Below are 16,954 nucleotides of genomic sequence, written 5' to 3'. Positions count from 1 at the left end.
AAAGAGAAGGATCGAATATGAGACGTGTTGTCGTTACGGGATTGGGAATCGTTTCCTCGATCGGAAACGATGCCGCCGAAGTCACCGCTTCGCTGCGCGAGGCAAAATCAGGTATCTCTTTCTCGCCGGATTTCGCCGAGCACGGCTTCAAGTGCCAGGTCTGGGGACGGCCGACGCTCGACCCCACCGATCAGGTTGATCGTCGCGCCATGCGTTTTCTGTCGCAGGGCGGAGCATGGAACCACGTCGCCATGAAACAGGCGATTGCTGATTCCGGCCTCGAAGACGGCGATATAACCAATGAGCGCACCGGTATCATCATGGGCTCCGGCGGTCCGTCGACACGTACGATCGTCGAGGCGGCGCTGACCACGGAAAAGAACGGTTCGCCCAAGCGTATCGGCCCGTTTGCCGTGCCGAAGGCAATGTCTTCGACGGCGTCGGCCACACTTGCCACATGGTTCAAGATCCACGGCGTCAACTATTCGATATCCTCCGCCTGCTCGACATCCGCACACTGCATCGGCAACGCTGCCGAAATGATCCAGTGGGGCAAGCAGGACGTGATGTTTGCCGGCGGCCATGAAGATCTCGACTGGACCATGTCCAACCTGTTTGACGCCATGGGCGCCATGACCAGCGACTTCAACGAGGACGCCGCGCACGCCTCGCGCGCTTATGACGCCGCCCGCGACGGCTTCGTCATTGCTGGCGGCGCCGGCGTGGTCATTCTGGAGGAACTGGAACACGCGAAAGCCCGCGGCGCCAAGATCTATGGCGAAATCATCGGCTATGGCGCAACATCGGACGGTTACGACATGGTCGCGCCTTCCGGCGAAGGCGCGGTGCGTTGCATGCGCCAGGCGCTTGCGGATATCGGCGGCGGAGAGATCGACTATATCAATACGCATGGCACCTCGACACAGGTCGGCGACAGCCGGGAAATCGGTGCGATCCGGGAGGTCTTCGGCGACAAGATCCCACATATCCAGTCAACCAAGTCGCTCACCGGGCACTCTCTGGGGGCTGCCGGCGCACAGGAATCGATCTACTCCCTGCTGATGATGCAGGAAGGGTTTATTGGCGAAAGCGCCCATATCGAAGAGCTGGACCCCGAATTCGAAGGTGTCCCGATCGTGCGTCAGCGCATCGACGATGCCAAAATCGACACCGTTCTTTCAAACTCGTTCGGCTTCGGCGGCACGAACGCCACGCTGGTTTTCCGGCGTTACAATGGATAATGCGTATATGACCGGACTTATGCAGGGCAAACGCGGCCTCATCATGGGTGTTGCCAACAACCACTCCATTGCCTGGGGCATTGCCAAGGCCGTCCGTGCCGAAGGCGCGGAACTTGCCTTCACCTATCAGGGCGAAGCACTCGGCCGGCGGGTTCATCCGCTTGCTGCCGAACTCGGCTCGGATTTCGTCGTGCCCTGCGATGTGGAAAATATCGAGAGCGTTGATGCGGTCTTCGATGCCATCAAGGAGCGCTGGGGCAAGCTCGATTTCGTGGTTCATGCCGTTGGCTTTTCCGACAAGAGCGAACTCAAGGGGCTCTATGCCGACACCACGCGGGAAAACTTCGTCCGCACCATGGTGATTTCCTGCTTCTCCTTTACCGAGATCGCCAAGCGCGCGGCAGACCTCATGACCGACGGCGGATCGATGCTGACGCTGACCTATGGCGGGTCGACGGCGGTGGTGCCGAACTACAATGTCATGGGTGTGGCAAAGGCAGGCCTAGAGGCGTCCATGCGCTATCTTGCCGGCGACTATGGTCCGCGCGGCATTCGCGTCAACGCCATTTCGGCGGGCCCCGTACGCACGCTGGCCGGTTCGGGCGTCGGCGATGCGCGCCTCGTCTATGCCTGGCAGCAACGCAACGCACCGCTGAGACGCTCGACCACGATCGAGGATGTCGGCGGCTCCGCACTCTACCTGCTCTCAGACCTCGCTTCAGGCGTCACCGGAGAGATTCATTTCGTCGATAACGGCTACAATATTCTCTCCATGCCGATCCCTGAAATGATGCGCAGAGGCGATCCCGAGACCTGAGCGTCTGCATCGCCTCCAGAAAAATACAACTAAAAATAGAAAAGGCGCGACCGAATTGACGGTCGCGCCTTTTTCTTGATTCGGCTCAACTCTCATTTCCGTGATCAGCAAACCAAAACCCCGGAAAACTTCCATCTGGATTTTTCGATCGTGTTTTTTTGCACCCGCATCGATTTTAGTCACTTAATCAAACGATTGATTTTATTGATTTTTCGACTCCTGAATCAGTCAAATCAGAGGCCCATTCTGTCATTGAATGAAGCATAAACCTCCGAAAATACCCTGTCTTCTCAAGGCATTATCGTTGCAGAACCGCAACACCAGGGTGTTAATCATTCGATTGATCCAGAATTCCATCAAAGGTTTATTGCTCTGAACGGCCTATGCGGGTTTGATGCGGATGGATGCAACGCAACGAACTGCTTCCAGCCCAGGGCAAGATTAAATGCCCCGTTTACATTCAACGAGGAGTTAACTTCATGAACCTCAAAAGCCTCTTTCTTGGCTCTGCTGCTGCGCTTGCAGCCACAACCGGCGCGCAAGCTGCCGACCCGGTCGTCGTCATCGAACCGGTTCAGAACAATTATGTCGAAGTTTGTGACGCTTTCGGGGCCGGCTACTTCTACATCCCCGGCACCGAAACCTGCCTTGATATCGGCGGTTACATCCGTTTCGAAGTTCAGGGTTCCAACGGCGGTAATTCTTACGACACCTGGAACGCCTTCACGCGTGCACAGCTTGACATCTCGTCCAAGACCGATTCCGAACTGGGCACGGTCACGGGCCTGATCTCGCTGCGTAGCGAAGCCAATTCCAACGGCAGCGGCAACAAGACCTACATCAACGAAGCCTATGTCGGCCTCGGCGGCTTCCAGGCTGGTCGTTTCTTCAGCTACTGGGATGAAGGTCTCATCGGCGAAATCGACGATCTTGCCGGCAATACCCGCTTTAACTCAATGCGTTATGTCTTCGCCGGCGACGGTTTCGTGGCAGGCCTCTCGCTCGACGCTCTTGAGCCTGAACAGGTTGAACTTGGTAGAGACAGCGAAGGTGATTACAAGCAGATTGCGAAGCTCGGCATTTCCGGTCGCGTTGGCTTCCAGGCTGGCGGCGTTGGCGCCAAGTTGGACGCTGCTTACGACACCTACAACGAAGAAGCTTCGTTCCGCCTGATGACTTCGCTGGCGCTTGGCCCGGGCCAGTTGGACCTTGGTGCAAACTACTCCACCGGTTGGAACGCATACGCCAACACCTTTGAAGACAACGAGTTCTACGACTACACGGGGCCGACTGCTGTTAGTCTGCCGGGCGTTTACGCCGAGTGGGCACTGGCTGCCGGTTACCAGCTCGATGTCACCGAAAAGTTCTCGATCACCCCGGCTTACCAGTGGACCTCTGCCAATGTCCCCGGCCAGGACAACGAAGACTTCTGGTCCGCAGGCGTCCTGTTCGACTACACCATCGTTGACGGTCTGAGCGCCAAGCTGAACGTCGGTTACACCGATCTGCCTGACGCCTATTCGGACGACGACCTCTGGGCTGGCTGGTTCCGCCTGCAGCGCGACTTTTAATCCAGGTTGCTCTCGGAGAGGCTCTGCAAGGAGCCTCTTCATTTATTCCCGGATTGCGCCAGCCAGCGCACTCCGGGATTTTTTTATCTGAATTTCGCTGATTTATCCGGCCCGGAATTCGACCAGATGCACGCCGCCACGCTCAACAGCGGCTGCGACGGCAGCAACAAGCGCTTCCGCGCTTGCCACACTTGAAAAGCCCGTCCCGAAAGCACTGGCAATCTTTTCCATGTCGGGCGGTGTCGGCGTTACCCCCTCGGGCACAATACCGGCTTCTTCCATATAGATCTCGATTTCGCGGTAGCCGCGATTGTTCCAGACCAGGAAGACAATATCGGCATCTTCATCCACCGCCGTTCCAAGCTCTGCCAGAGAAAACTGAAGACCGCCATCGCCGACAATGGCGATAACGGAGCAATCCGGCGCGCCGATCGCTGCGCCAATGGCACCCGGCGGCACATAGCCGAGAGCGCCATAGCCGGTGGCGGAATTAAACCACTGCCCGGGTGCGCCGACTTCAAGATAAAGATTTGCGGCATAAACCAGCTGCGTGGAATCGCCGATAAACCGCGCGTCGGGAACCGCGTCGCGCAGGCGATGCAGCAATGTGACTTCGTCCTTGATCTTGATGGAAAGCGCGTCCCAGGCCGCCGCCCTCGTCTGCCCGGCCCGTCGGACACCGTCGCATTTGTGCTCGCCGCACAGCGCCGTCAATCGAGAAAGCGCCGATGCACTATCTTCCACAATGAAGACGTCGGCGGCTGGACCGGTTACCTTCTGCCCACCGTCCACATCAATGCGGACAAGTTTTTGAAGCGCCGGAAAGCCGCCATCGACATAGACGTCATAATCGGTCTGACCGAATTCGGTTCCAACTGCAATAACCAGATCGCTGGCGGCAATCAATGCCCGCACAGGGGCCAGACTTGCGCTCGCCGGCACCTGTAACGGATGATCCGCCATCAGGCCGCGGGCATTTGCCGTTAAAATGACAGGTGCATCGCAGCGCTCGGCGAAAGCCCGAAGCGCCGCATCGGCACCGGCCGCGCCTCCGCCCGCCAGCACCACAGGTGCCCGCGCCGCACCGATCAACTCTGCCGCAGCCTTCAGCACATTTTCTTCCGCAAATGGCCGTGCAGCAGGCAAGGCCGCGGCTGCGGGCGGTGCAATCTTTTCGACCATCACATCGGTCGGGATTTCCAGATGCACCGGCCCCGGACGCCCGGAAACGGCAAGTGCCAGACAATGCGCCAGCGCCCCGGCAAGATCGCCGCCGTCGGTTAGCGTTACGGAATCCTTGGCAAAACTCTTCATCAGCGCCTGCTGATCCGGCAGTTCATGCAGACATCCCTGCCCCCTGCCCAGTGTCGGGCGGGCATTGACACCGGAGATCACCAGCATCGGCACACTATCGCCGCGCGCCTGCGCCATGGCCGTAATCGTATTGGTCAACCCCGGCCCGGTGATGACAAATGCCACGCCCGGTTTGCCGGTGACACGGGCATAGCCATCGGCCATGAAGCCGGCGCCTTGTTCGTGGCGCGGCGTGACATGGCGGATCGTCGAAGCTGCAAGCCCGCGATAAAGTTCGGCCGTGTGCACGCCGGGAATGCCGAAGACGACCTCGACACCATGCGCTTCGAGGAGACGGACCAGGGCCTCGCCAACGGTCATGGTTTCGCTGCTCATGCTCCGGCCACCGTTTTCCGGCAGGTCAACGATGCCGCAAAATGGCCGATGCGTCGTGCGGCCTCGACGATGTCGGCGTCCGGCACAGTCAGACTGATGCGGATGAAACTATCGGCTTCGGCGCCGAAGGACGACCCCGGCATCACGGCCAGATGCTCGGCCTCCAGCAACCCGAGCGCAAAGGCCTCACCGGACAGCCCGCTCGCCGAGACATCGGCAAAGGCAAACATTCCGGCCTCGGGTATGGCGCAGGCAACACCGGGGACCGATGACAGGCCATCGACCAGCAGTGCAGCCCGACGCTTCAATGAGGCCCGCAAGGCGGTGGAAACGCCACTTGGCCGCTCGATTGCCGCCGCTGTCGCATCGGCGATGAAGGGTTGGTTGCCGAAAAGCATGGTTTCAGCCACCGGCAAAAGTCGCGCGCAAAATTCGGCGGGACCGACCGCCCAGCCGCTGCGAAACCCGGGCGCTGCATGGGATTTGGAAATAGAGGACACCGAAATCGTTCGCGCGGCCAGCACTTCATTATCAAGGGGTGAAGCAAAGTCGCCGCCGAAAATCAGTTCCTCATAGACCTCGTCAGCAATGATCCAGAGATCATGCCTGCGGCAAACCGCACCGATTGCCGCAAGCTCTTCAGCCGTCAGCACAGCGCCGGTCGGATTATGCGGCGTATTGAGCAGAAGCACGCGGGCATTGGGCGTGATCGCCTGTTCCAGAATGTCGGCGCGCATGTGAAATCCGTCTTCCGGCTTCAGCGGCACCGGTACCATCTCTGCGCCCGTGGAGCGGATCACGCCTTCATAGGTGGCATAAAGCGGATCGCCGACAAGCACGGCGTCACCGGCCTCCACCAGCGTCAGCATCACCGCAAAAAGCGCAGTCTGGGTGCCCGGAAAACAGACGATATTTTCAGGCCCGACCGGCCGCCCGGTCCGCGCCGTGTACCGTTTCGAAAGCGCATCGAGAAGCGACGGTTCACCGCGCCCGTTGGAATAGCCGATCCGACCTTCAGCAAGGGCGCTTGCCACAACTTCGGCAAGGACCGGGTCCGGATCGACATCCGGTTCGCCGATCGTCAGCTCCAGGATCGGCGTTCCGGCTTCCTTCATCGCGCGCGCCTTCAGATGGACGGCCCATTTGTCGGAGCCGAGCCCACCGAGACGATCCGAAATCCTCGCATAGTGCATCTCAGTTCACCCTTCAATTTCATCGAGCGAAAGGCCGGTAATCGCCCCCACCGAATGAAGCCCCGCCTTCAGGAGTTCCCGGTCTTCGAAGATATCGCCGGCCAGCGACCCCTCGAGCCAGAGCCCATCCAGCACGGCGTTGATTTCAATCGCCAGCCGCCGGATTTCGGCAGGATCGACCACCCGTCCGGCTCCCCGCCAGGCATCGGCAAGCAGGCGTTCGATCAACGCCCGGTATTCAAGATAGTTTTCCCGGTGGATCGCCCCCATTGCCGGATCGATCCGCGCCATGGCGATAAACGCCGCCCAGAGCGAAAGCCGGCGCGCGTCGATCATCGGCGGCGTCAGGCAGGCGGCAACGAAGTTTTTCAGCTTTTCCCGCCCGCTCTTGCCGTCTGCTATTCCGGCCGTGGCCGAAATCTCCGTCATCGCCGCCATGGTCTGCCGATATGCGGCATGAAGAAGCTGTTCCTTGGTCGCAAAATAGTGGCGGATCAATCCGCCGGAAACGCCGGCGCGCTCCGCCACTTCCCTCACCGTCGCGTTCTGGATGCCCCCCTCGGCGATGCAATCCAGCATCGCCTCGATCAGGGCTGCACGGCGTTCGGCATCGCCGGCGCGGCGGAAGGGTTTGCGGCTCATCTCAGTCTCGCAGGATCGGCCTCGTGAGGCAGGTCGGGCCGCCTTCACACGCAATGCAGAGCGCATCGGCTTCGAACGTGCTGACGGTGCAGCCGGCGGCTTCCATCGCTGCTTTGGTCTTGTCGAAACCGGCAACTGCAATTACATCGAACGGCTTTGTCGGCAGCACATTGAGATTGAGGCCGTTCGACGCCCTGAATTCATCTTCCGGCGCTTCGACGAGCGTATAGCCCTTCTGCTTCAACAGCTGATAAAAGGGTGCTGGCAGAAGCGGTGCGAACACCAACGCAAGCTTGTCTGCCAGCGGCGAAATCACGCTCATCAGATGCAGACAGGCTTCTTCCCCCTGCCAGAGCGGCAGATCGAAGCTCAACACGGAAATGCCATGCGGCGCCAGCAGCCTGCGCACCTGGTCGATCCCCTCGGCATTGGACCGCACACCGCGGCCGATGCAAAGCGTCCGCTCATCGAGCCAGACGCAGTCGCCGCCTTCGACGGTCCCCGAACCGGAAAGACGCCCGAGCACGGGAATGCCGGCATCCCGGTAGATCGCCTCGTGACCATCCACTTCGCCCTTGCGCTGCCGCTTGCCCATATTGAGCAGGATCGCGCCGCTGTCGGCAACCAGCGACGGATCATGGGTAAACATCGCATCGGCCAATCCGTCGCCATTGTCCTCGTACCAGAGGATTTCCGCGCCCGAGGCAGCGACCAGATCGGCGAAATCGGCATATTGGCGGATTGCGCGTTCTGCATCGAATGTCTCGCCGTAGTGCCAGGCGGCCGGATCGGCCATTCTGAGGCTTTCTCCCGGCTTGCGCATAATCAGCCGCCGAATGGGCCGCGCCATGGTTTGGGCTCCGAAACTCATTCCATTCATCTCCAGTTCTGCGAATTCTTCCCTAGTTATACACTTGCATAATAAGCTCGCAAGTGTAGTAATAATGCGAAACAACGATTTTTGAATGCCGGGTCGAGCGCACCGCAAGAAGTGCCCGGACCGCCGGCGCACCGGGAACGGCAAAACGTTTTATGAAGGCTGAAGACAATCCGAGGGATGGTGACCTCGCAGAAGCAGTCACCGTCGATGATCTCCATAAATCCTTTGGAGATTTGGAAGTGCTGAAAGGCGTATCGCTCAAGGCCCGACAGGGCGAGGTTATCGCCATTATCGGTGGCTCTGGCTCGGGAAAATCCACGCTCTTGCGTTGTATCAATATGCTGGAATGGCCGACACGCGGCCGTATCCGCGTGCATGGCGAGGAAATCGCCATGAAGCCCGACGGAAACAGCGGGCTGATGCCGGCTAACCGAAAACAGATACAGCGCATCCGCACCCGGCTTGCCATGGTGTTTCAGAATTTCAACCTCTGGCAACACATGACCTTGATGCAGAATGTGATCGAAGTGCCGGTGCATGTCCTGGGCCGCAAGCGCGACGAAGTCATCGCCGAAGCCGAAACCATACTGCGCCGCGTCGGCCTTTACGAAAAACGCGACGCCTATCCCGCCTTCCTGTCGGGCGGCCAGCAGCAACGCGCGGCGATTGCGCGGGCGCTTGCCATTCAGCCCGAGGCGATGTTGTTCGACGAGCCGACTTCCGCGCTCGATCCCGAGCTTGTCGGCGAGGTGCTGACGGTGATCCGCGATCTTGCCGAGGAAGGCCGCACCATGCTGCTCGTCACCCACGAGATGGGCTTTGCCCGCGAGGTCGCCAGCGAAATCGTCTTCCTGCATGACGGCCGCGTGGAAGAACAGGGCGCGCCGCAGGCCGTCTTCGACAATCCAGAATCCGAACGGCTGAGAAAGTTCATCAGCTCCGTGCAATAGCCGGAACGGGTCGCATTCAGCGCACCCCGGACCGGGCGAAACTCACAACAGAGGGAACCGAAAACATGAAGAAATTCACATCCGCACTGATCGGCGCTTTGGCCTGCACCACACTCCTGGCCGGCGCGGCATCCGCCGAAACCGTCAAGGTCGGCGTTGCCGCCGAGCCCTACCCGCCCTTTACCGTGCCCGATGCCTCCGGCAACTGGACCGGATGGGAAGTCGACCTGATGGACGCCCTTTGCGATGAGGCCGCTCTTGATTGCGTAATCACCCCGATCGCCTGGGATGGCCTTATTCCCGCACTGACGTCGGGCAAGATCGACGCCATCCTGGCGTCGATGTCGATCACGCCCGAGCGCGAGGAGCAGATCGCCTTTTCCGACAAGTATTACAGCACCCCTGGCGCCATCGTCGCAGAGAGCGGTTCCGGCATTGAACCGACCGCGGAAAGCCTTGCAGGCAAGGTGCTCGGCGTTCAGGTCTCGACCACCAATCAGGCCTATGCCGAAAAGCATTTCCCCGATGCCGAGATCAAGACCTACCAGACCCAGGACGAGGTGAACCAGGACCTTTATGCCGGCCGCATCGACGCGGAAATCGCCGACCTCGTGACCCTGCAGCCCTTCCTAACAAGCGATAATGGGCAGATGTGCTGCGAAATGATGGGCACCGTCGAGCAGGATGTCGAGATCTACGGCCCCGGCATCGGCCTTGGTCTGCGCAAGGGCGACACGGCCCTGAAGGAAAAGTTCGACGACGCGATCGCCGCCGTGCGCGAAGACGGCACCTACGAGGAAATCACCAAGAGCTATTTCGACTTCGACATTTACGGTGACTGATCAAGAGGCCGGGCGGCTGCGCATGGCACCGCCCGTTACCTCGCGGATGCGCCTCTCCTTCCATTCGGCATCCCCCCGGGCCCGGCCAGAGGGGCCACAAGGCAGCGGCTCATGGATATGCGGGCCACACCCGGACATGGCTTTGAGGGGATTTCGCGCTTTCCAGCCGCTGACGGATCATACAGAGCGGCATCCGCCTTTCGGATCACCGATCCTGCTACCTGCACGACAGACCGGACAGAAATTTGGAACAACTGACAGGATTTCAGCTTCTTGCCTTGTCGCCGCCCGGATGGGGCGGCGCACTTCTGCGAGGGCTCGTCACCTCGCTTGAGGTTGCAGCCGGTGGCTTCGCGCTCGGTCAGGTGATCGGCATTCTCGGTTCGGCCGGCAAGCTTTACGGCGGGCCGGTCATCAGGGACCTTATGGAAATCTACACCACGGTGGTGCGCGCCATTCCCGAACTGGTGCTGATCGTTCTGCTCTATTATGCGGGCACCGCCGCGCTCAACAATCTGATGACGGCGCTTGGCTTCTCCTCTGTCGATATCTCCGGAATGCTGGCCGGCATTCTCGTTATCGGGCTCGTTCAGGGCGCTTATTCCACCGAGGTTCTGCGCGGCGCCATCCTTGCCATTCCACCGGGGCAGATCGAGGCGGCCCGGGCCTATGGCATGCCGCCGGCCATGATCATGCGGCGGATCACGCTGCCGGCCATGCTGCCGCACGCTATTCCGGGCCTTGCCAATCTCTGGCTGGTGACCACCAAGGATACCGCGCTGCTGGCCGTTGTCGGCTTTACCGAACTGACGCTGGCCACGCGGCAGGCGGCCGGTGTGACCCACGAATATTTCCTGTTCTTCTCCGCCGCCGGCGTGCTTTATCTCGCCGTCACGCTGATTTCCAATGTCCTGCTCCAGCTCCTTGAACGCCGCGCCAGCCGTGGCATGAAGAGGAGGCAGACGTGAGCGAACAGCCCGACGACCTCGCCGGCATCGAAACGCCGCCGCCGCTGCCGAAGTTCTCGGCCCTGCTGCGCCCCCACAGGATCGCGATCATGGCCGTGGCGCTGGCTCTGCTTGCGCTGATGGCCATAAAGATGCGCTGGGACTGGCTGCCGCAATATGCAGACATACTGCTTGCCGGGCTCTGGGTGACGATCCTGCTGCTGGTTTCCTCCACCGTGCTCGGCTTTCTGATGGCCGTGCCGCTCGGCCTGGTACAGGTCACCGGGCCGCGCATTCTGTCCTGGCCGGCGCGGATTTTCTGCACGGTCATCCGCGGAACGCCGCTGCTGTTGCAGCTCTGGCTGCTGTATTACGGGCTTGGCTCGCTGTTTCCCGGCATTCCGGAGATCCGCCACTCCTTCCTGTGGCCTTATTTGCGGGAGGCATGGCCATACGGACTTCTGGCGCTGACGCTTTCCTATGCCGGCTATGAAGGCGAGGTGATGCGCGGCGCCTTTGCCGGGGTGCCCCATGGCGAGCTTGAGGCCGCCCGCGCCTATGGCATGGGACGCTGGAAGGTGCTGACCCGGATATGGCTGCCGCGCGCGCTGCACCGGGCCCTGCCCACTCTTGCGGGTGAAACCGTGGTCCAGCTCAAATCCACACCGCTGGTCGCCACCATCACCGTCATCGATCTTTATGCCGTTGTCGGCGATATCCGCCAGTCGACCTATCTCACCTATGAGCCGCTGCTGTTCCTCGCCTTCCTCTACCTCTGCCTGACCGGCATTCTGGTGACGGTCTTCCGTCATTTCGAAAAGAAGATACCGACACGCGGTATGTGAAATGGGCCGCACGTAGTGACCCGCCAGGCTGCTGACAAAACTTGTCCCTCGTTCTTTCGTCATTCCGGCCTTGAGCCGGAATCCAGTGAGCGCAAGTCCTTGCGCGCAAGGACCTTTCCGAAAGGGCATAACAAGCAGCCCTGGCAACTGTATTGTTTCCCGCATGTTCAGGCTGTTTTGTACATGGTTTGATCTCTTAGTATTGCGTTTGCAAGGGTTAGGATTTTCCGTGCGATGGCGATAATCATGACCTTGAACGGTTTGCCTTTTGCAGACATGGCTTGTGCTGTTTGGGCAAAAGGCTTCTTGAGCCGATAGGCGACAAGAGCGGCCATATAGAGTGCATCGCGCACACGCTTTCGACCGCCGCGGATATGCCTTTGGCCTCTTTGATGTCCGCTGTCGACATTGAAGGGAGCAAGGCCGGCCAGAGCCGCCATAGCCCTGGATGGGGCTTCGCCCAGTTCGGGCATCAAGGCTATGAGCGTGAATGCGGTAACAGGGCCGACACCGGGGATGGAGCGCAGCCGAACCGTCTTCTGTTTCAGGGTTCTGTCTGACCGTACCAGCTCAAGGCAGGCTTTCTCGGTCATGGCGATCTCCGTGTCCAGCCAGGCGATGTGACGTTCGATACCTTCTCTTTCCTGCGGTTCGGCACCATGAAGTCGGTTTCGTTCCTGCTGACGCATGGCGACGAGCTGGTCTCTGCGAGCATGCAGCTGGCACAGCCTGTGACGCACGGGATCCGGTGGTTTGCTTGTCGGCGGTCACAGGGTCTCCCCCATGCGCGCCAACATGCGCGCATCGATCGCGTCGGTCTTGGCAAGCAGGCCACAGGCCCTTGCAAAGTCTCGTGCCCTGGCAGGATTGACGCGGCAGTAGGCGCACCCGCGGCGCGCCAGGGCTAAACACAAGCGCCGGTCATAGGGACTGGTCGCTTCGAATATGACCGTGACATTGCGCTCATCCAGGCTATCGAGCCAGGTCTCGATGCATGAGGCAAGGTTGTCGATGCGCAGATAGGTGCAGGTCCGGGGATCAAAAATATCGAGATGTGCTTTGGAGACATCGCATCCGATGAAGACAGGGTGTATCATGACAAGCCTCATCCTGTGCTGCGAGGTCCGCTGAAACGGCCTCTATCAACTGTTCAGGTTGGGATATTCAAAGCGGGCGGAGGATCAGGTGCCAGGGAACGGTCTCTAACGACCAGGATGCCGGACGACCTTCCGCCCGCGCCCATCATATCATAAACCGCTATACACAGGATACCGGCTCAAGGCCGGTATGACGGCGGGGCAAAGCTGTGATTGCTTACAGGGATTATCAACAAACTGGCGGGCCGCACATGGCGGCCCGCTTCATTGTCACAATCCGGCAAATTCCGTTATGGCATCGATAATCTGCGCATGAACGTCGGCGCGATCAGCGCCCTTAGGGTCGTCACAGACCGGATCGTCCTGTTCCTCCGCCAAAAGGGCCGCACCCGCGGGCTTGCATTCGGCCAGAAAGGTGAAGTGATGCGCGGGCGCGATTACGACACGCGCGGCATCCGGCAGGCGCGGAACAAGATTGCTCCCCTTTGCGGAAACATCCGCCGCCTTCATCAGGTTCTTCTCTCCGAGATTGATCACCAGAACCGGAAGTTTCATAGCCGCAATGCTGTCTGCCGTCGCCGCATAGGTGAAGCCGGGATCGATGGCGATGACGTTGTCCACCCGTTCATCGCGGCCGTCGGCCGAAAACCCTTGTGGCAGACGGTCAAGTTCGAGATTGCCCTTGCCCATGAAAACGCAGTCCAGTTGAGCCGGGCTTGCGCGGCAATAATCGGCAAACGCCGAGCCATCGAACCGCAGACCGCCGAGATTGAGCGCCGTACCGCCGCCCAGCGAAAACCCGATGGCCGTGATCGCGGAACGGTCGACATGCGGGCCCAGAACCGGATCGGCCAGAAGGTTATCGAGTGCGGCCGAAAGATCGCCGGCGCGCCGGTCCAGAACGGCAGAGGCGCGCGGCGAGGAATCGCCCGTCGTGCTGCCCGGATGATTGACCGCAAGCACCATGGCGCCCTTTTCCGCCAGAGCCGCCATCAGCCAGGCGCTGTTGTCCATATTGCCGCCGGAGCCATGGGAGAAGAGAAACAGCGGAAATTTGCCATCGGCAATCCGCGCGCCCATCAGGCCGGACGTGCCTTCAAAGACAGCATTGCCGCCGACAATGCCGCGATAGCTCCTGATCTTTGCCGGATACCAGAGCGTGGCTGCAAGCGGCGCCGGGCGCTTAGCACTGGCAACGATCATGCGTTCATAGCCCGGCAGCAGATTTTCGGAGGCAAGAGCGGGCATGGCGAGCGCAACAATGCCGACAAGACCGACAAGGGAAAGAATAAGCCGTTTCATCAATGATACCTTTTGGTTGGTTCGAGACGGCCTTTGGTGATGTTTTTCAGCGCGGACGGCGTCCTGTTTCCGGTTTCAGGTCGCCCGGAACCGTTTTTTGGACTATCGGAGGGCATATCGAGAGGTGAAGATATGCTGGTCCTTCCGGTTCCACTGGTCACTGCGCTGGTGCTGGGTTTCATGGTGTTGCGTATGCTTGCGGGCGAACGGCGGCCGCTGGCAATTGCCGTTCTGCTTTCCGCCTGCGCGCTTCAGGGGCTGATCGTCGCACTGGTGCAGTACTACAATGTTGCGTTTCTGCGCCCGGTACAGCCGGTGACGGCAAGCTTCGTGCCGGTGCTGGCCTGGCTTGCCTTCCGCTCGTCTTTCATCGAGCCGCTGCGCCCGCGGCGGGACTTTATCCATCTGGCCGCACCTGCCTTCACCCTGTTTTGCGTGGTGTTCGCCGCCGCGACGGTCGACGCGATCATTCCGCTGATATTCCTGTCCTACGGTCTGCGCATATTGCTGGCGCTGAAGTCCGGCGGCGATGCCCTGCCGCTTGCCCGGCTGGAAGCAGGCCGCCAACCGCAATGGCTATGGGCCGGCATTGCCGTAAGTCTGATCATCTCCGCTGTCAGCGACACCCTGATTGCCTATGTCATTTTTGCAGGCGCGCCCTCGCTCAAACCGTTGATCGTCAGCGTTTTCACCTCAGCCGGGCTTCTGGCGGCAGGACTTTTAAGCCTTTCACCGAATGCCTTCGGCGAAGGCGAGCCGAAAGACCCCATCCGTCCCGCGCCGGTAGAAGCTACGGAGGATGATGCCGCGATCATGGCCCGGCTTGATACGCTGCTGTCAGGCGAGATGCTTTATCTCGATCCATCGCTGACACTGGCCCGCCTTTCCCGCAGGCTTTCGATACCGGCCAAAACACTATCGGCCGCCGTCAACCGCGTCACCGGCGATAACGTCTCGCGCCACATCAACCGCTTTCGCATTGACCACGCCTGCGAGCGTCTGAAGACCGGCGACAACGTCACCGCCGCCATGCTTGCAAGCGGCTTCAACACCAAGTCGAACTTCAATCGCGAATTTACCCGCGTAGCCGGAAAAAGCCCGACGGCATGGCTGAAGGCAAGACAGACGGATTGAAATACGGCTGCCTGATGCGTGGTCTGAGCTTTAGTCCACGATCGCAACGGATTTGATCTGAGCGGAAACCGGCTTTCCCGGTTCCAGCGCGAGCGCTGCGGCAGAACGGGCCGTCAGCCTCGCAATCAGCGGCGTGCCGCCGACATCGACCTTGACCGCGACAACGGCGGGGTGATCGCCATCGGCGATCTCCAGCACTTTTGCCGGCAGATGATTGACGATGGAAACATTGCGCGACGGTGCAAGCGCCAGCGAAACGTCGCGCGCCAGCACCATGACCCTGACCATTTCACCGACAGGCTTTTGCGGGTCCCGCACCCAGAGCGAACCACCGGAAAAGGCGACGCGCGCAAGATGCCATTTGCTGTCGATCTCGATAATCCGTGCATCGATTGCCACGCCGGCCCCCTCCTCCCGGCGGATCGGCAGGTCAAGGCGGGCCAGTGTTTCGGTCAGCGGGCCGGAGGCAAGGATGCGGCCGTTTTCCAGCACCGCGATATGATCGGCCAGCCGGGCAACTTCGTTCGGCGCATGGGTCACATAAAGAACAGGAATGGAAAGCGTTTTTCTCAGACCGTCCAGATAGGGCAGGATCTCGCGTTTGGCTTCGAAGTCGAGCGCAGACAGCGGCTCATCCATCAACAGCAGTTTGGGCGCGGTCAGAAGCGCGCGGCCAATAGCCACCCGCTGCCGTTCACCGCCGGAAAGCTTCCGCGGCGCGCGTTCAAGAAGATGATCGATGCCGAGCAGCGAAACCAGTTGATCGAAACGGCCCTTCGCAACATTTCGCTCGGTCCGGCCAAGCCGTTTCAGGCCGAAAACCAGATTGTCGTGAACGGACAGATGCGGAAACAGATTGGCCTGCTGGAAGACGTAACCGACCGCGCGGCGGTGCGGCGGCAGAAAGGTCGTCCCGTCCTGCCAGATTTCGCCATCAATGGCAAAATGGCCGGCCTGAAGACGGTTCAGCCCTGCAAAGCAGCGCAAAAGCGAGGTCTTGCCACAACCGGACGCCCCGAACAGCGCGGTTATGCCATTGACCGGAAAATTGAGGTCGACATCAAGCTTGAAGGCGCCGAGATGTCCTTCGAAGCGGGCGGCAAGACCGGTTTCGCGCGCACTCATGTCAGCCGGCTCCGCATGCGCCGCTCTATCAGCATCATCGACAGGATGACGATAAAGGAAAACACCACCATGCCGCCGGCCAGCACATGCGCCTTGCCCCATTGCAGGGTCTCGACATAATCGTAGATCGCCACTGACAGAACCTTGGTTTCGCCCGGAATATTGCCGCCAATCATCAGAACGACCCCGAACTCGCCAACTGTATGGGCAAAGCCGAGAATGGCGCCGGTGAGGATGCCCGGCCGCGCCAGTGGCAGCGCGACGGTGAAGAACCGGTCAAGCGGGGAAGACCGCAAGGTTGCCGCCGCTTCCAGCGGCTCCTCGCCAAAGGCCTCAAACGCATTGCGGATCGGCTGAACGGCAAAGGGCAGCGAATAGATCACCGAACCGACCACAAGACCGGTGAAGGTGAACGGCAGCGTGAAGCCGACAACCGACTTGATCGCCTGGCCAAGCGGGCTTTGCGGGCCAAGCGACAACAGCAGATAAAAACCCAGAACCGTCGGCGGCAGCACCAGCGGCAGGGAAACGATGGCCCCGACCGCTTCCTTCCACCAGGCTTTCGAACGGGCCAGCCACCAGGCAATCGGGATCCCGACCACCATCAGCAAAATGGTGGTCAGGATTGCAAGTTTCAGGGTGAGAAAGACAGCTTCAGCCATCAGATTCCGGATTTTCC

The 16,954-nt window shown here is 60.2% G+C and carries 17 protein-coding genes; 8 read left to right on the top strand and 9 right to left on the bottom strand.

Annotated features, from left to right (window positions below):
• Positions 1-17 precede the first annotated feature (17 nt).
• The 3 genes from fabB (at position 18) to ACHZCU_RS12455 (ending at position 3,629) form a co-directional block, all read left to right on the top strand.
• Positions 18-1,241 (top strand): beta-ketoacyl-ACP synthase I, encoded by a 1,224-nt coding sequence (fabB, locus tag ACHZCU_RS12465; protein ID WP_319519022.1) that lies wholly within the window; start codon positions 18-20, stop codon positions 1,239-1,241.
• A gap of 7 nt (positions 1,242-1,248) precedes the next feature.
• On the top strand, positions 1,249-2,058 hold the full coding sequence (fabI, locus tag ACHZCU_RS12460) for an enoyl-ACP reductase FabI (RefSeq protein ID WP_106302790.1): 810 nt from the start codon (positions 1,249-1,251) through the stop codon (positions 2,056-2,058).
• 479 nt (positions 2,059-2,537) lie between these two features.
• Positions 2,538-3,629 carry a porin gene (locus ACHZCU_RS12455; RefSeq protein WP_319519021.1) on the top strand — a complete coding sequence of 364 codons (1,092 nt, stop codon included), beginning with the start codon at positions 2,538-2,540 and terminating at the stop codon, positions 3,627-3,629.
• A gap of 102 nt (positions 3,630-3,731) precedes the next feature.
• On the opposite strand, the gene ACHZCU_RS12450 is transcribed toward ACHZCU_RS12455, so the two are convergent.
• Genes ACHZCU_RS12450 through ACHZCU_RS12435 form a run of 4 tightly spaced genes read right to left on the bottom strand, consistent with a single transcriptional unit; the run spans position 3,732 to position 8,003 of the window.
• Positions 3,732-5,318, bottom strand: a complete 1,587-nt coding sequence (locus ACHZCU_RS12450; protein ID WP_319519020.1) for a 5-guanidino-2-oxopentanoate decarboxylase — start codon at positions 5,316-5,318, stop codon at positions 3,732-3,734.
• Positions 5,315-6,511, bottom strand: coding sequence for a pyridoxal phosphate-dependent aminotransferase (locus tag ACHZCU_RS12445; protein ID WP_319519019.1), 1,197 nt, complete (start codon positions 6,509-6,511; stop codon positions 5,315-5,317). The genes ACHZCU_RS12450 and ACHZCU_RS12445 overlap by 4 nt, the downstream gene beginning before the upstream one ends.
• A 6-nt stretch (positions 6,512-6,517) precedes the next feature.
• Positions 6,518-7,153, bottom strand: coding sequence for a TetR family transcriptional regulator C-terminal domain-containing protein (locus tag ACHZCU_RS12440; protein WP_319519018.1), 636 nt, complete (start codon positions 7,151-7,153; stop codon positions 6,518-6,520).
• Position 7,154: 1 nt separating this feature from the next.
• Positions 7,155-8,003 (bottom strand): arginine deiminase family protein, encoded by an 849-nt coding sequence (locus ACHZCU_RS12435; RefSeq protein WP_319519017.1) that lies wholly within the window; start codon positions 8,001-8,003, stop codon positions 7,155-7,157.
• Between the two features lie 182 nt (positions 8,004-8,185).
• Between ACHZCU_RS12435 and ACHZCU_RS12430 the strand changes: the two genes are divergently transcribed.
• The 4 genes from ACHZCU_RS12430 to ACHZCU_RS12415 all read left to right on the top strand — a co-directional run bounded on the left by ACHZCU_RS12430 (position 8,186) and on the right by ACHZCU_RS12415 (position 11,617).
• On the top strand, positions 8,186-8,983 hold the full coding sequence (locus ACHZCU_RS12430) for an ATP-binding cassette domain-containing protein (RefSeq protein ID WP_319519016.1): 798 nt from the start codon (positions 8,186-8,188) through the stop codon (positions 8,981-8,983).
• Positions 8,984-9,048: 65 nt separating this feature from the next.
• Positions 9,049-9,825, top strand: a complete 777-nt coding sequence (locus ACHZCU_RS12425; RefSeq protein ID WP_106302808.1) for a transporter substrate-binding domain-containing protein — start codon at positions 9,049-9,051, stop codon at positions 9,823-9,825.
• A 245-nt stretch (positions 9,826-10,070) separates the two neighbouring features.
• Entirely contained in the window at positions 10,071-10,793 is a 723-nt protein-coding gene (locus tag ACHZCU_RS12420; protein WP_319519015.1) for an ABC transporter permease, read from the top strand.
• Positions 10,794-10,882: 89 nt separating this feature from the next.
• Positions 10,883-11,617 (top strand): ABC transporter permease, encoded by a 735-nt coding sequence (locus ACHZCU_RS12415; protein ID WP_319519794.1) that lies wholly within the window; start codon positions 10,883-10,885, stop codon positions 11,615-11,617.
• Positions 11,618-11,784: 167 nt separating this feature from the next.
• Here the strand turns inward: ACHZCU_RS12415 and ACHZCU_RS12410 are convergent, their stop codons facing one another.
• From ACHZCU_RS12410 to ACHZCU_RS12400, 3 genes are all read right to left on the bottom strand, one after another.
• Positions 11,785-12,210: a transposase gene (locus ACHZCU_RS12410; RefSeq protein WP_319517594.1), complete on the bottom strand. Its 426-nt coding sequence runs from the start codon at positions 12,208-12,210 to the stop codon at positions 11,785-11,787.
• 174 nt (positions 12,211-12,384) lie between these two features.
• Positions 12,385-12,714 (bottom strand): transposase, encoded by a 330-nt coding sequence (locus ACHZCU_RS12405; protein ID WP_319517593.1) that lies wholly within the window; start codon positions 12,712-12,714, stop codon positions 12,385-12,387.
• A gap of 270 nt (positions 12,715-12,984) precedes the next feature.
• Entirely contained in the window at positions 12,985-14,016 is a 1,032-nt protein-coding gene (locus ACHZCU_RS12400; RefSeq protein WP_319519014.1) for an alpha/beta fold hydrolase, read from the bottom strand.
• Between the two features lie 132 nt (positions 14,017-14,148).
• Here ACHZCU_RS12400 and ACHZCU_RS12395 point away from each other — a divergent pair, with 132 nt between their 5' ends.
• Positions 14,149-15,150: a helix-turn-helix domain-containing protein gene (locus ACHZCU_RS12395; protein ID WP_319519013.1), complete on the top strand. Its 1,002-nt coding sequence runs from the start codon at positions 14,149-14,151 to the stop codon at positions 15,148-15,150.
• 30 nt (positions 15,151-15,180) lie between these two features.
• Here the strand turns inward: ACHZCU_RS12395 and modC are convergent, their stop codons facing one another.
• The gene (modC, locus tag ACHZCU_RS12390; RefSeq protein ID WP_319519012.1) at positions 15,181-16,275 is read right to left on the bottom strand and encodes a molybdenum ABC transporter ATP-binding protein; all 1,095 of its coding nucleotides are present in this window, start codon (positions 16,273-16,275) and stop codon (positions 15,181-15,183) included.
• The gene (modB, locus tag ACHZCU_RS12385) at positions 16,272-16,937 is read right to left on the bottom strand and encodes a molybdate ABC transporter permease subunit (RefSeq protein WP_106302820.1); all 666 of its coding nucleotides are present in this window, start codon (positions 16,935-16,937) and stop codon (positions 16,272-16,274) included. Before modB ends, modC begins: the two co-directional genes overlap by 4 nt.
• Between the last annotated feature and the right edge of the window lie 17 nt (positions 16,938-16,954).

Origin of the sequence: uncultured Martelella sp., from assembly GCF_963677965.2 — a bacterium.
In the GTDB taxonomy this organism is placed as follows: domain Bacteria; phylum Pseudomonadota; class Alphaproteobacteria; order Rhizobiales; family Rhizobiaceae; genus Martelella; species Martelella mangrovi.
The sequence above is the reverse complement of the archived record's forward strand: the minus strand, read 5'-3'. Positions and strand labels throughout refer to the sequence as shown.

Bases quoted from the DNA above. Each gene is read 5' to 3' on its own strand.
- fabB (WP_319519022.1), top strand. From the start codon at position 18: ATGAGACGTGTTGTCGTTACGGGATTGGGAATCGTTTCCTCGATCGGA.
- fabI (WP_106302790.1), top strand. From the start codon at position 1,249: ATGACCGGACTTATGCAGGGCAAACGCGGCCTCATCATGGGTGTTGCC.
- ACHZCU_RS12455 (WP_319519021.1), top strand. From the start codon at position 2,538: ATGAACCTCAAAAGCCTCTTTCTTGGCTCTGCTGCTGCGCTTGCAGCC.
- ACHZCU_RS12450 (WP_319519020.1), bottom strand. From the start codon at position 5,318: ATGAGCAGCGAAACCATGACCGTTGGCGAGGCCCTGGTCCGTCTCCTC.
- ACHZCU_RS12445 (WP_319519019.1), bottom strand. From the start codon at position 6,511: ATGCACTATGCGAGGATTTCGGATCGTCTCGGTGGGCTCGGCTCCGAC.
- ACHZCU_RS12440 (WP_319519018.1), bottom strand. From the start codon at position 7,153: ATGAGCCGCAAACCCTTCCGCCGCGCCGGCGATGCCGAACGCCGTGCA.
- ACHZCU_RS12435 (WP_319519017.1), bottom strand. From the start codon at position 8,003: ATGGCGCGGCCCATTCGGCGGCTGATTATGCGCAAGCCGGGAGAAAGC.
- ACHZCU_RS12430 (WP_319519016.1), top strand. From the start codon at position 8,186: ATGAAGGCTGAAGACAATCCGAGGGATGGTGACCTCGCAGAAGCAGTC.
- ACHZCU_RS12425 (WP_106302808.1), top strand. From the start codon at position 9,049: ATGAAGAAATTCACATCCGCACTGATCGGCGCTTTGGCCTGCACCACA.
- ACHZCU_RS12415 (WP_319519794.1), top strand. From the start codon at position 10,883: ATGGCCGTGGCGCTGGCTCTGCTTGCGCTGATGGCCATAAAGATGCGC.
- ACHZCU_RS12410 (WP_319517594.1), bottom strand. From the start codon at position 12,210: ATGACCGAGAAAGCCTGCCTTGAGCTGGTACGGTCAGACAGAACCCTG.
- ACHZCU_RS12405 (WP_319517593.1), bottom strand. From the start codon at position 12,714: ATGATACACCCTGTCTTCATCGGATGCGATGTCTCCAAAGCACATCTC.
- ACHZCU_RS12400 (WP_319519014.1), bottom strand. From the start codon at position 14,016: ATGAAACGGCTTATTCTTTCCCTTGTCGGTCTTGTCGGCATTGTTGCG.
- ACHZCU_RS12395 (WP_319519013.1), top strand. From the start codon at position 14,149: ATGCTGGTCCTTCCGGTTCCACTGGTCACTGCGCTGGTGCTGGGTTTC.
- modC (WP_319519012.1), bottom strand. From the start codon at position 16,275: ATGAGTGCGCGCGAAACCGGTCTTGCCGCCCGCTTCGAAGGACATCTC.
- modB (WP_106302820.1), bottom strand. From the start codon at position 16,937: ATGGCTGAAGCTGTCTTTCTCACCCTGAAACTTGCAATCCTGACCACC.